This is a genomic window from Methylophaga muralis (genome assembly GCF_001720165.1).
GTDB classification, from domain to species: domain Bacteria; phylum Pseudomonadota; class Gammaproteobacteria; order Nitrosococcales; family Methylophagaceae; genus Methylophaga; species Methylophaga muralis.
In genome coordinates this window covers 43707-57542 of the sequence record NZ_MCRI01000007.1, presented here as the reverse complement: position 1 = coordinate 57542, position 13836 = coordinate 43707, and the positions used below count along the sequence as shown (strand labels likewise).

The following is a 13836-nucleotide window of genomic DNA, read 5'->3' as shown; positions in this document are numbered from 1 at the left end:
CCACCAACGATGTCGTTGGTGGCTTTTTAGTTTAAAACGTAATTAAAGTGATTTTTTCCGGTTGCGACGCATCGCGAAAAAGCCAATCAAACCACTTAAAAACAAAGGCAGTGCAGCAGGGACAGGCACTTCTGTCGGTGGCACAAAGTTTAGTGGTTGAGAGTGAATTTCACCGTATTGAGTCAGGTTTTTAGCAACCAGCGTACCTTCAATATTATTGTGGTTAGTCACATCTGCGTTCAGAGCCAGAATGCTGCCGCCGAATTGGCTGGCAAGATTCAGTACAGTAGCATCGACAAAATTCCATAAAAAGATTGAACCGTAAATGGTTGCTGCACTGGCCAGGAAGTTAGCCTTGATATCGAATACCGTATTGTCGCCACCAAACACATTAAACAAAATGCTCTGTGTATTGGTCATGCTGAAATCAAACTCAAAGGCATTGTCAAAGAAGCTTTTTGCATCAGTGATACTGAAGATGGCAAGACCTGAATCGTTGCCAACCGCATTGAAAGTGACTTTACCCCCGTTAATGCTATAACTGCTGTTTGCGTCAGCCCCAGACAATTGATCAGAAAACTGGCTTAAAACATTCATCGCATTCGAAGCTTCAGTGGAAGGATCGAACGGTGCGGTAACGGGTTGATTGGATAATGTTCCGCCGCCGTTAGCATTTGCTGTGCCGGTCAGGTTGCCACCATAGGTAGTGTTGCCACCATTGGTGTTTACAAAACCTGATATATCTCCGATAACTGAAGATGAGCCGTTACCGTTGGCATTGTTTTGTAATGAACCTGAAACCGAGCCGACAAAAGCATCTCCGCCATCATTCATGGTCACGTTGCCGGCAATGTTGCCGCCAACATTCAAACCCTTGCCTTTAGTTATAACGTTGCCATTTACATTCCCGCCTACGGTCAACGCTGGAACCTCAGCATTCGAAGTTTGATGCATGTTGTACATGCGCCTTGGACATTGCCACCAATAAGCGCATTGCCTTCAACTTCTGAGGTGCTTGTGACATTGCCAGAGGTGATGAGATTGTATTGGTTAAGTAGCGAGGTTGCATCGACTGGACCGGCTTGAGCAAACTGATTGATGCTGATAAAAAAGAGACCGATCAGCGTAAATTTAGATACATGCACTTGATTTATTCCTTTATTTAAGTCATGAAATTTTACTGAATAATATTGAGAGCCAACATAAATAACAACTGTACGTTGGTACAGTGTCACTAAATGATTTTCATACAGGCAGAAATATTTAAATTAGGCCATCAGATTGGGTAGCCACATTGTCAATATCGGGAAGCTTATGATCAATCCCAGCACTACCAGTTGAATCGCTACAAAAGGCGTGATGCCTTTATAGATATCCATTAGTTTTAAGGTGGGCGGCGCACTGGCTTTAAGATAGAACAACGAAAAGCCAAAGGGCGGCGTGAGAAATGACGTTTGCAGATTAATTGCAATCAACAAGGCAAACCATAATGGATCAATGCCTAAGTGAATTGCTACCGGTGCGATGATGGGTACGACGATAAAACAAATTTCGATAAAGTCGAGAAAAAAGCCCAATACAAAAATCAGCAGCATGCTGAAAATCAGAAACGTCCATTTGCCGCCGGGCAGACCAGAAAAAATATCCAGAATCAGCCCGTCACCACCCATACCGACAAATACCAAACCAAACGCGGTAGCACCGATAAAGATCAAAAACACCATGCTGGTCAGCCGTGCGGTTTTTTGCATGGCATCACGCAGGTTAGGCATCGTCAAACGCCGATGTAGAGCAGCCAGAATCAATGCACCCAATGCACCAACAGCAGCAGACTCAGTGGGTGAGGCGATACCATAAAAAATAGAACCCAATACCGCGATGATAAGCAGCAATGGTGGCAGCAGGCTTTTTAAAACACTAATCCACAATGCAGCAAGTTCAGAGTTATCATCTTGTACCGCCGGGGCTAAATGTGGATGACGCCATGCCACATAACCTATATATAGTATGTAAGCCACAATCAGCATCATGCCCGGTACTACGGCACCGATAAATAATTCACCCACCGGCACCCCAATAACATCACCCAATAAAATCAAAATAATGCTGGGTGGAATGATTTGCCCTAAGGTACCGGAAGCAGCAATGGTGCCACTGGCTAATGATGGCGCATAGCCACGTTTCAGCATCGACGGTAAAGCAATCACCGTCATGGTGACTACTGATGCACCTACCACCCCGGTGGTTGCAGCTAATAAAGCACCTACCATAACAACAGATATCGCCAGCCCTCCGCGAATACGGCCAAAAACTCGTCCCATGGTATCGAGTAGCTGTTCTGCGACACCGGATTTTTCTAGTACCACGCCCATAAATACAAACAGCGGCACCGCCAACAAGGTGAAGTTGGTCATGATGCCCCAGATGCGAAACGGCAATAGCTGGAAGAAATCAAAACCTAAATAAATGCTGCCAAATAATAATGAGATAGCACCTAAAACAAAGGCCACCGGATAGCCGGTGAGCAGTAGCAGGATTAACAAGCCAAACATCAACAACGCCATGTATTCCATTATTGTTGTTCCTGCTTATGGCGAATGATGCGGATATTACGAATTAATTCAGCAACGGCCTGAATCATTAACAAAATGAATCCCAATAACAAGGCTGATTTGAGAATAAAGCGATAGGGCAGACCACCGGGATCGGGGGAGCCCTCCTGATATAAATAGGCGTTATAAGCAAATGGCCAGCTGCTGATCAGAATCAGCACACAAAAAGGCATTAGAAATAACACAATGCCGATCACATCAATCCATGCACGATGTTTATCAGAGAGCCGATGACTACGATAAAGGATATCTACCCGCACGTGTCCATCGTGTTTCAGGGTATAAGCACTACCGAGTAAAAAGAGCAATGCGAATAGATGCCATTCCAGCTCCTGTAAGCCCACTGAGCCTTGTTGGAACAAATAACGCATCATTACGTCATAACAGGTGAGTAGAACAAGCAGTAATACCAACCAGCTGCTGAGCTTGCCAGTGTATTCAGTGAAACGGTTTATCGATGTTTCCAACGAAGTAAAAAATCGGCCCATGGTGTTCGGTCATCAATATAAATAAACGTCGAAGTTTCCCACAAAGCGCTCCATTGCTCCAGTAATTCACCACAAAATGAAATTTACTGTTCAGTTATCCGCAACCATTAAAGGAAGTGTTAAAGTGATATGACCGACCAAAGTAATGAGGAGTGATGACATGGATAATACAAGTCTGAAATACAGCAGTGAAAAAGCGCAATTGATACGGCTACTTTATATGCTGCTTTATGGTTTTGTGTTGTATCTGACCATGACGGTACTGGCGATAGTGGTTATTGTGCAATTTGTCTTTGCCTTATTCAGTGGCAGTCCGAACCCATCCATTCGTAATTTTTCCAAGGACCTTAACCGTTTTATTCAGCAAATCGTGTTATTCCTGACCTATAATGACGAACGAAAACCGTTTCCGTTCAACCCTTTATATGACGATGTAGAGGTTGAAGCTGTGTATGACAATGACGATTATATTGCCGACTATGAAGACATCACTGACAAAGATGATCCGACTTCACCAAAACCCTAATATGCATAACCAATAAGGAATAATAACTCTCTTATGCTGACTGTCATTTCCCCAGCGAAGACGCTCGATTTTGAAACAGCTTCGCATACTGATAAACATACGGAACCCCGGTTTCTGGAGCAATCGCAGCAACTGATAAACCAATTGAAAAAGTTGTCGAGCCAGGAAATAGCGAATCTGATGAAGATCAGTGACAAGCTTGCCGGACTCAATATGGCACGCTTCCAGCAATGGCAAACGCCTTTTACCGAAGAAAATGCTAAACAGGCTATCCTCGCATTTAAAGGCGATGTCTATACCGGTCTGGATGCTGAAACACTCGATGAAAAAGGACTGGAGTTTGCTCAGCAACATTTACGCATTTTATCTGGTTTATATGGTGTTTTAAGACCATTAGATTTGATGCAGCCCTACCGACTAGAGATGGGCACACCGTTTCAGAATGCTGCAGGTAGAGATCTATATAGTTTCTGGGGAGATCAAATTCAAACTGCGCTGGAAGCCGAATCCGCTTTAAGTGATGGCGTGTTGATCAATCTGGCTTCAAATGAATACTTCAAAGCCGTAAATGCCAAAAAACTTAAAGCGACCATTATCACGCCGGTCTTCAAAGACTGGAAAAACGGTCAGTATAAAATGATCAGTTTTTACGCTAAAAAAGCACGTGGACTGATGAGCCGTTACATTATTGATCAGCAAATTAACTCACCGGAAAAACTCAAACAATTTGACTCGGAAGGCTATCGATATAGTGAAGAAATGAGTCAAAAAAATGATTGGGTGTTTATCCGGGATCATGATTGATTAAGTCGGGCTGACAACGGCAATGAAACCAAGGATGGTAAATCGAACTTTCTTCCGCACGCTAATATTAGTGGGATTTTTGGCGACACACTCTGTTAGCGCTGAAGTGCTGTTAAGTCAAGCTGAGCAAGACTTTCTCGCTGAAAAACAATTCATTAAACTGTGTACTGATCCTGACTGGTTGCCTTATGAAGGTATTGATGAAAATCATGAATTTACTGGCATCATGTCGGATTTTTATGCTTTATGGTCCGATAAAATCACTACACCAATTGAACTGGTTCACAGCAACAGTTGGCAACAGTCTTTGCAATTAATAAGAAATGGAGAGTGCGATATTCTCTCCAGCGCCATGGATGTGCCAAGTCGTCGTGATTGGTTAAATGTCACCACACCTTATATTTTTTATCCATTGGCGATTGCTACTCAGCCCGATCATGAATTTGTAGTGAAATTTGAACAGGTTCTGGATCGCGATTTTGTGATGGTGGAGGGCTATGCCGGCATTGAAATGCTGCGTGATCGTTACCCCGATATCAAAATAGAGGCAGTCACGTCGTCAAGAGAGGGTCTCAAACTGGTCGAAACTGGGCAAGTTTATGGGTTCATTGATACCGTGCCGACGATTAATTTCCAAATGTTACGTTGGGGTATATCACACCTGAAAATCAGTGGCGTACTGGATATACAATATGCGATGTCCGTAGGAGTAAGCGTCCGGGAACCACAATTGCTCGAAATTTTTAACAAGGTTATTGCGGACACTACGGATCTGGAACGTCAGCGAGTATTGAAAAACTGGTTATCATTAGACTACAAGCAACCTGATGATAAGGCTTTATTCTGGCTCTTATTTAGTGCCGTAGTGCTGATAATGATGGTATTGATTTATCGCTATACTAAAATTCATCACCATAATCGTAAGTTACGGCAACTGAATACGCGGCTTGAACACATTTCACAATATGATCACCTAACCGGCCTCGCCAATCGTTATGCCTTACATCAACGCTTCAATGTTGAAATGGATCTTGCCAGTCAAACGCTACAGACTTTTTCGCTAATCTTGTTAGATTTGGATTTTTTTAAAGACATAAATGATACGTATGGTCATGATGTGGGCGATAACGTGATCAAAGAATTTGCCGTATTACTCCAGTCGATGGTGCGTGAAAATGATTTAGTAGGCCGCTGGGGGGGCGAGGAGTTTTTAATCCTTTGTTCGCAAACCTCGAAAAATGGTGCTTTTCAGTTGGCTGAACACTTGCGACTTCAAGTGCAAACGATGGGTTTCTCGGTGGATCGCCAAATTACGGCCAGTTTTGGTCTAAGTGAGTATAGGCAAGGTGAAACTATCGGTGATACGATTAAACGTGCTGACGACGCATTGTATCTTGCTAAGAATAATGGTCGTAATCAGATTGTAATGGCGGACTCTGATTTAGATGAATCTACAACAAAACATTGAGTTAACCCCAGGCCGGTATTTTTTTGCCTTGTCGCCAGATTTGAATTCGCGTATGCAAATTCAACACATCATGAAACGTCTGCCTGAAGATCAATCTCTGAAGTTACAAACTACGGCCAACTTACACCAAACGCTGTTATTTCTCGTCAACTCAATCAACAACAAATCAACGCTTTATTAACCAACACCGAATCATTAAGTTGCCCGTTAATACATATGCAATTTGATCATCTATCTTACTGGGCAGAACCAAAGATCTACTGTCTGACAAGCCGAGCACCAGGTGCCGAGTTATTTAATCTGGTGAACAATCTGCAACAGATCGCCAGCGACGCTCAAATTGACGTAGATTTAAGACCTTATCAGCCACATATCACTCTGGCGCGTAAAGCTCGTGAAGCCGTCTCGATACCTATCGCTCCAGTACGTTTTAGAGCTCAAGAGCTGGTATTAATGAAATCGGTATCAACCGATCAAGGCCCTCAATATTTTCCGATGATGCATTGGCCTATTACTGATAACGGATAGTCGATATTTGCAAATGAGAACGGGGTAAATCTGTTATAACTGTAATTCTCTGATGACGACTGTCGCAATCAATGATTCCCAAAGCCAGACTACTCAATTTAAGCTCGTTAACAGTGCTGTTATTAGCATTATTAAGCAGCGGAAAAGTGCTGGCTGAACCAACGACTTTACGAGTTGGGGTATACGAAAATCCACCTAAACTGTTGAATAATTCTGATGGGGAAGTGAGTGGCATTTTGGGAGATATTCTGCAGATAATTGCGGATCAAGAAAACTGGCAGTTGATTGTAGTACCTTGTTATTGGAGTGACTGTCTGCAACTGCTCGCTAATGGTGAGATTGATTTATTACCGGATGTCGCCACGACGATAGCCCGTACAGATTTATATGACTTTCATACTACCCCGGCATTGCTCAGTTGGTCACAGATCTATGTTAGTCGTGAAAGTAACCTGACTAGCTTGCTGGAACTGGATGGAAAGCGTTTGGCGTTACTGAAAGGCTCGATTCAATACGATTATCTTAATCAACTTGCTGAAAGTTTTAATATTGATGTCACCTTTGTGCTGGTCGATACACAGCAAGCTGCTTTTGCAGCCTTAATGAATGGTATTGCTGATGCCGTTACTGCCAATAATTTTATCAGCGAGCTTAAAGCTGCCGAACTGAACTTAAGAGCGACCCCCATTATTTTTCAGCCAAGTCGTTTATATTTTGCTACGCCCAAAGGCCAACATGGCGACGTATTGGAGACACTGGATAACTACTTGCAAAAATGGCAAAAAGAAGCCAATTCGCCGTATTTTTCGGTTTTACAAAAATGGAACAGCCCGGCAGTCAAAACCGTTATTCCAAAAGAATTATGGTGGTTATTAATAGCGTTACTTTTGGGCTTTGTAAGTGCCGTGGTATTTTCCTTATTGATGCGGCGGCGCGTCCATGAAAAAACGATTTCTTTACGGCAGTCTCAACAGAATCTGAGCGTCATCCTGGATAGCGTTGATGCGCACATTTATATCAAAGATCTTCAATTAAATTACCAATACGTCAACCAGAATGTATGCAAGCTGATTGGCTTGGAAGAAAAAGACATTTTGGGTCAAACCGACGCCATATTGTTTGATAAAGAAACCTGTAAAACGCTACGTCAACATGACCTGAGAGTTATTGAAAAAGGCGAGCGGATTGTTGAAGAAGAAATCAATACCGTGCTCGGATCGGAAAATCCGCAAACCTTTCTGTCTGTCAAACTACCCTTGCGACAGGAAGATGGCACTGTCTACGCCTTATGCGGTATCTCTACCGATATTACCGATTACCTGTTGATCCAGAAACAGCTACGGAAACTGGCTTTATACGACTCATTGACTGGCCTTGCCAATCGTCGCTTATTAATGGAGTTTCTGGAGGACGCTCTGGTAGAAGACAATCAAAATCACCGGGAAGGTGCTTTGCTGATTGTCGATTTGGATGCCTTTAAAACTTTAAACGATACCTTGGGGCATCATGCCGGGGACTTATTACTGCAGGCGGTTTCTAAACGGCTTCAATCACGGCTCGCACCTCAGGATTTAGCTGCCAGACTTGGCTCTGACGAGTTTGTCATCGTCAAACCCAATATGGGCATACTCCGGCATGAGGTCGAAGTTATCGCTCATCAGTTTGCTGAAGAGATCCTGCAGGATTTTGTTTTGCCATTTAGTTTGGATCAGACTCAATACATTGCCTCGGCAAGTGTTGGTATCGCTTTATTTTCTGATGCAGAAGGTGATGTTGAACGCTTACTGCAAGATGCCGACATGGCGTTATATCGAGCTAAAGCTTCAGGTCGAAACAGTCTGAAATTTTTTGATCCGACCATGCAGAAAGAAGTTAAGCGGCGAAGTGAATTGGAACGCAAATTGAGGGAAGCTATTTCCCTTCAGCAACTCGAATTGTATGTACAACCACAAATCAGTAGCGACCAACAATATGTCGGGATGGAAGCCTTATTACGCTGGAATGATCCGGTGGAGGGTTTTATTTCACCGGCTGACTTTATTCCGATAGCAGAGTCCAGCGGTTTGATAATCCCGCTGGGGGCCTGGGTGTTAAGAAAAGCCTGTCAGATCCTCGCAGACTGGTCGACTATCCCAGGTATGGAAAACCTGACACTCTCAGTCAATATCAGCCCCAGACAATTCCGCCATTTGCAATTTATCGATCATATCGACAGCTGTTTAATAGAGCTGGGCGTCAATCCCAATCATTTAGAACTTGAAATCACCGAGAGCTTATTGATTGAGGATATTGATCACACTATCGAGCGGATGAATGCACTACGTCAGCGTGGCTTGCGCTTTGCCTTGGATGATTTTGGTACCGGTTACGCTTCGCTGAGCTACTTAAAGCTTCTGCCATTAAATAAACTGAAAATAGACCAGTCGTTTGTCCATGATGTATTGACCGACGTAAACGATGAAGCGATTGTCAGTACTATTATTGCTCTGGGACAAAGTCTGGATTTAGCCGTGATCGCTGAAGGGGTGGAAACCGCAGAGCAGGCAGCTTTACTGGAAAAATTTGGTTGCCATGTTTATCAAGGCTATTATTTTGGTAAACCTGCTCCAGTGGACCAATGGCAAAAGATTATCTCCAAAGTCCGTTTGTCACACAAAAACCTCTAAATCTCTATTTTTAGAGTTACTGGTTGTTGCGCAACTCTGTATCAACAGCCTGGTATCCCAGCCAGTTTGTTGTAAAAAATTGTATGGCCTTTAACAAGCTTAATCGCTCAAATGGGCATTAAAGCCATACAATTTATAACTAAATGAATTTATATCCATACACTTAATAATTTTGTATGCAAATAAGTTTGTTTTTGTCTGGGAAAGTGCCTAGCGTGTAGGCTAAATGTTAATAGGGATTTACCTATGCGCTCGTGGAAAGCTCGAATCGAAACGGATGCCAAAACCAAATATCTTGGCATTGTGGAAGCATTGGAAGCCGATATCTATTCCGGTTATGTTAAAGCTGGCGATCGTTTGCCGCCGCAACGTGCCGTGGCGGAAGCGTTGAATGTTGATTTAACCACCGTCACCCGTGCTTTTAATGAAGCAAGACGTCGAGGCTTAATTGATGCCACTACCGGACGTGGCAGTTTTGTGCGACATCATGTCGAAAGCAAACTCATTTCACATATTTCAACTGCTCGACCATTACTCGATTTGAGCATGAATAATCCCCCTCAACCCGAGTCTGCCGGTTTACAGCAGCATATTCCACAAGGCATTGCCCAGCTTATTTCAGGGGCTGATCGCATATTGCAATTGCATTATCAGGACAGTGCCGGTAACCCGCATGACCGAAGTGCTGCTGCTGGCTGGTTGGCACAATCAATCAACAACGTGACCACAGAACGCACCTTGATTACCGGGGGCGCTCAAGCCGCGTTGTATGCCATTCTGCAATCTATGGCTCAAGCTGGCGATATTATTGCCTGTGGTGAATTTGTTTATCCCGGCTTGAAGTCGGCGGCAGAACAACTTCAGCTGTCTTTACAACCGTTAAGCATGGATGAAGAAGGGGTGTTGCCTGATGCTTTTGAACAAGCATGCCGACAATATCCAATCAAAGCGATTTATCTGGTACCGACAATGGATAACCCGACTACGGCCAGCATGTCGTTAACCAGACGCCAGCAAATTATCGCTATTGCTCATGAATACGACATTATTATTATCGAAGATGATCCGTATTCACCATTGCTGGAAAACCCTGAAACAGCACTATTTGATTTAGCGGCAGATCGCACCTGGTATATACGCACTTTATCCAAATGTATTACTCCTGCATTACGCCTCGCCTATGTCATTGCCCCGAGCAATTCTCATGCACTTGGATTGGCCAATGTTTTACGAGCCATCAGTGTCATGGCTTCACCGTTGATGGCTGCTTTAGTGTCACGCTGGATTCATGATGGCCGGATAAATCGTTTCTCTGAAGCCATCCGCGAAGAAAACCAGCAGCGCCAGCAGATTGCCAAACAACTATTGGCCGGAATGGATTTTTCCAGTAACGAAGCAGGCCACCATATCTGGCTGCAATTACCCAGTTGCTGGCAGGCCAATGCATTTGCCGAACAAGCGACGGTATTGGGTGTTTCCGTGGTGGCCTGTAACAGTTTTGGTTTTAGTGATCGGCAGCGTCAGGCAGTTCGATTATCACTCGGGTTGACCCCTGATCATGCAACGCTCTCTCAGGCGTTAAGCATTTTACGTGGCTTATTGATTCAGCCTGCCACTACCTCTCATCACATCATCTAACCGGGAAGTGAGAAAAATCATGATTGAACAACCTATTCACTTTATGGAAAAAAATGGCGATATCTACGAAGAAATGGCCGACTGGGATGTGAATGCCGGTGGCGAGAAAATTGTCGCCAAACGGATGTCTGGCCGTTTTCGTAACCTGAAATGGTTTGGCATGTCTGTATGGCTGATCTATTTTCTGGTGCCATACATTCGCTGGAATGGCGACCAAGCAGTCTTGCTGGATATCCCCAATCGTCAGTTTCATTTTTTTGAACTGACTATCTTCCCGCAGGATATCTGGATGCTGTCGCTCACCTTATTGTTTTTCGCCATTCTGCTGGCGGCAGTAACCAGTGTGGCTGGACGGGTATTTTGTGGTTACTTTTGTTTCCAGACGGTATGGACCGATATCTATACCTGGATCGAAACCAAATTTGAGGGTGACACGCCCCAAAAACAATTACGTTTCAAACAAGCGCCCTGGTCGATCGGTAAAGTTTTGAAAAAATTCACTAAACATAGTCTGTGGATGGCGATTGCCTTACTGACCGGGCTGACATTTTCTGCCTGGTTCACCGATGCATTTGAATTGTGGGGTGATGTATTTACGCTCCAGGCACATATCGCAGTGTGGATAGCGATGGCAATCTTTACTACGTTTACCTATGTATTTGCCGGGTTTATGCGTGAGCAGGTGTGTTTCTGGCTATGTCCGTATGCACGATTGCAAGGTGTTATGTATGACCAGAATACGATTTTGCCGGCCTATGATGCCGAGCGTGGTGAGCCTCGCGGTAAACTTAAAAAAGGTCAGACCGATCCGAGTAAAGGCAGTTGTATTGATTGCAAACTTTGCGTCAATGTCTGCCCGACCGGTATTGATATCCGTAAAGGCCAACAGGAAGGTTGTATCACTTGTGGTTTGTGCATTGATGCCTGTGATTCGGTAATGGATAAAATTAATGAGCCGCGCGGCTTGATTCGTTACGCTTCATACGCTGAGTTGCAAGGTCATAGCAAACCGCAAGCGCTGTATAAACGTCCTCGAGTGATTATCTACACGCTGATCCTGTTGGCCTCTCTGGCAGGTATTGTTTATGGCTTTTTATCACTGTCTGCAACGGATTTCAGCGTCAGTCCGGATCGTCAGCCGCTATTTGTACGCTTGAGTGATGGCTCAATTCAAAATCGTTATACGCTGAAGTTACTTAATAAAGAAAATGTGCCGATCGAAGTGCAATATCGGATTGAAGGTCTGGACGGGGCGAACCTGCATGGTATTCATGAAAGCTATGTTATTGAACCGGCTAAAGTACTAACCATCACCGCATTGGTTAAAGTGCCTGAAGATAAGCTGCAAGCAGGTATCAGCCCACTTATATTCAATGTTGATGTGATTGACGGGCCTGAGTCGGAAATTACCTATCAAACCATCTTTATCGCACCCAAGAAATAACTTGGGTGCGAGATGAACAAAAGCTAGTCAGTATTTTTGATGAACAGCTCGTAGAGATCAGCCCGGCGATCTTTCAGATTGGTGACCGCACCTTCACTACGCACCAGTTTGAGTTTGTCTAAATCCAGATCTGAAAACATGATCATTTCACTGTTGGGTGTGGTCTCGGCCATGATCGCATCATGTGGGAAGGCAAAATCTGAAGGTGAAAACACCGAGGATTGAGCATATTGCACATCGAGGTTTTCTACTTTTGGCAGGTTACCAACACTGCCGGTGATGGCAACATAACATTCGTTTTCAATCGCTCGTGCCTGTGCACAATGGCGTACCCGTAGATAACTGTTTTTGGTATCGGTCCAGAACGGAACAAAAATAATATCCACTTCCTGATCGGCAGCAATACGTCCCAATTCTGGAAATTCAATGTCATAACAAATCATGATGGCAACGCGGCCGGCATCGGTTTCAAACACCTGAAACTTGTTACCACCTTCAATGACCCAGTCACGTCGTTCATGCGGGGTAATATGGATTTTGCGTTGTTCTTCGACACGGCCATCACGATGGCACAGATACGAGACATTATAGACTCGGTCGTTTTCCAATAACGGCATTGAACCGGTGATGATATTGATGTTGTAACTGACTGCCATATCGGACATGGCATCACGGAATTGTTGGGTATAGCTGGCTAAGAATCGAATGGCTCGAGTCTGATCAACCTGATCGGTCAATCCCATTAACGGTGCATTAAAGAATTCTGGAAATAAAGCAAAATCACTTTTGTAATCTGACAAGGCATCAACAAAATACTCAACTTGTTTGAGCACTTCTTCAACGGAAGTAAATTCACGCATCTGCCATTGAACAGCACCAAGTCGAACCTGGGTTTTCCGCACGTTCAATACCGAAGATGGTGGCGTGTAAAGAATATTGTTCCAATCCAGCAATGTAGCATGGCCCAATGATTTCTCGTCTTCCGGCAGATATTTGTGCATCAGCCGCATTACCTGAAAATCATTTGAGAGCTGGAAAGTCAGAATGGGATCATAAATTTCTTTACGTGAAACTTGATCAATGTATTCAGCCGGTGAAAACTTATCAGCATATTTATGGTAGTTGGGGATACGACCACCGGCCAAAATGGCACGCAGATTCATTGATCGACACAATTCTTTGCGGGCTTCATACAAACGACGACCTAAACGGTAACCGCGATATTCCGGATGAATGAATACATCCAGCCCATACAAAGAGTCACCATGCGGGTTATGCCAGATTTTATCGTTACTTAGAATCAAATCATCGTAGGTGTGCGGGTTGCTGAATCGTTCATAACTGACCATGACTGTTAGCGCCACGGCAATCAACTCGCCCGAGTCTTCGATGCAAATCTGTCCGTCCTGAAACTGATTAATCAAAGCTTCAATAGTCGGTTTTGGCCAGGCACCACCAATATCTTCATAGACCGTGTCCATCAGATTTTTGAGCTGGTCGTAATCCTCCAGAGTGAGATTACGTAAATTCAGATGCAGCTCTTCGTGGGCCATACTTGCTCCGTTGTTAATCAGAAATATTGTATTGAGTCTAGCAGAAGCCGACCGGCATGATCAGGGCATAAGACTTTAATTCTGCAGATTAACCCTGACTAAAGCTTCA

The 13836-nt window shown here is 44.0% G+C and carries 12 protein-coding genes; 7 read left to right on the top strand and 5 right to left on the bottom strand.

The genetic code is table 11. The features are described from left to right. Nucleotides 1–42 precede the first annotated feature (42 nt). From A9E74_RS04995 to A9E74_RS04985, 4 genes are read right to left on the bottom strand one after another with little or no spacing between them, the layout of a single operon-like run. Nucleotides 43–954 (bottom strand): choice-of-anchor A family protein, encoded by a 912-nt coding sequence (locus A9E74_RS04995; RefSeq protein ID WP_069295550.1) that lies wholly within the window; start codon nt 952–954, stop codon nt 43–45. Beyond that, the gene (locus A9E74_RS14225) at nt 918–1235 is read right to left on the bottom strand and encodes a collagen-binding domain-containing protein (protein WP_141696763.1); all 318 of its coding nucleotides are present in this window, start codon (nt 1233–1235) and stop codon (nt 918–920) included. Before A9E74_RS14225 ends, A9E74_RS04995 begins: the two co-directional genes overlap by 37 nt. A gap of 33 nt (nt 1236–1268) precedes the next feature. Further along, entirely contained in the window at nt 1269–2573 is a 1305-nt protein-coding gene (locus A9E74_RS04990) for a TRAP transporter large permease (protein ID WP_069295549.1), read from the bottom strand. Next, a complete protein-coding gene (locus A9E74_RS04985) occupies nt 2573–3100 on the bottom strand; it encodes a TRAP transporter small permease subunit (RefSeq protein WP_069295548.1) in 528 nt (175 codons plus the stop codon). Before A9E74_RS04985 ends, A9E74_RS04990 begins: the two co-directional genes overlap by 1 nt. Nucleotides 3101–3260: 160 nt before the next feature. On the opposite strand from A9E74_RS04985, the gene A9E74_RS04980 reads away from it, so the two are divergent. From A9E74_RS04980 to ccoG, 7 genes are all read left to right on the top strand, one after another. Next, entirely contained in the window at nt 3261–3626 is a 366-nt protein-coding gene (locus A9E74_RS04980; RefSeq protein WP_069295547.1) for a DUF4389 domain-containing protein, read from the top strand. Between the two features lie 33 nt (nt 3627–3659). Continuing rightward, nucleotides 3660–4430: a peroxide stress protein YaaA gene (gene yaaA, locus A9E74_RS04975; protein WP_069295546.1), complete on the top strand. Its 771-nt coding sequence runs from the start codon at nt 3660–3662 to the stop codon at nt 4428–4430. A 34-nt stretch (nt 4431–4464) separates the two neighbouring features. Then, nucleotides 4465–5898: a diguanylate cyclase gene (locus tag A9E74_RS04970; RefSeq protein WP_245652056.1), complete on the top strand. Its 1434-nt coding sequence runs from the start codon at nt 4465–4467 to the stop codon at nt 5896–5898. A gap of 216 nt (nt 5899–6114) precedes the next feature. Further along, nucleotides 6115–6426, top strand: a complete 312-nt coding sequence (locus A9E74_RS04960) for a 2'-5' RNA ligase family protein (protein ID WP_069295544.1) — start codon at nt 6115–6117, stop codon at nt 6424–6426. A 71-nt stretch (nt 6427–6497) separates the two neighbouring features. Beyond that, a complete protein-coding gene (locus tag A9E74_RS04955; RefSeq protein WP_084002932.1) occupies nt 6498–9092 on the top strand; it encodes an EAL domain-containing protein in 2595 nt (864 codons plus the stop codon). A gap of 246 nt (nt 9093–9338) precedes the next feature. Next, nucleotides 9339–10730 carry an aminotransferase-like domain-containing protein gene (locus A9E74_RS04950; protein WP_069295543.1) on the top strand — a complete coding sequence of 464 codons (1392 nt, stop codon included), beginning with the start codon at nt 9339–9341 and terminating at the stop codon, nt 10728–10730. A 19-nt stretch (nt 10731–10749) separates the two neighbouring features. Continuing rightward, nucleotides 10750–12174, top strand: a complete 1425-nt coding sequence (ccoG, locus tag A9E74_RS04945; protein ID WP_069295542.1) for a cytochrome c oxidase accessory protein CcoG — start codon at nt 10750–10752, stop codon at nt 12172–12174. 23 nt (nt 12175–12197) lie between these two features. Here the strand turns inward: ccoG and A9E74_RS04940 are convergent, their stop codons facing one another. Then, entirely contained in the window at nt 12198–13727 is a 1530-nt protein-coding gene (locus A9E74_RS04940; protein WP_069295541.1) for a bifunctional GNAT family N-acetyltransferase/carbon-nitrogen hydrolase family protein, read from the bottom strand. Between the last annotated feature and the right edge of the window lie 109 nt (nt 13728–13836).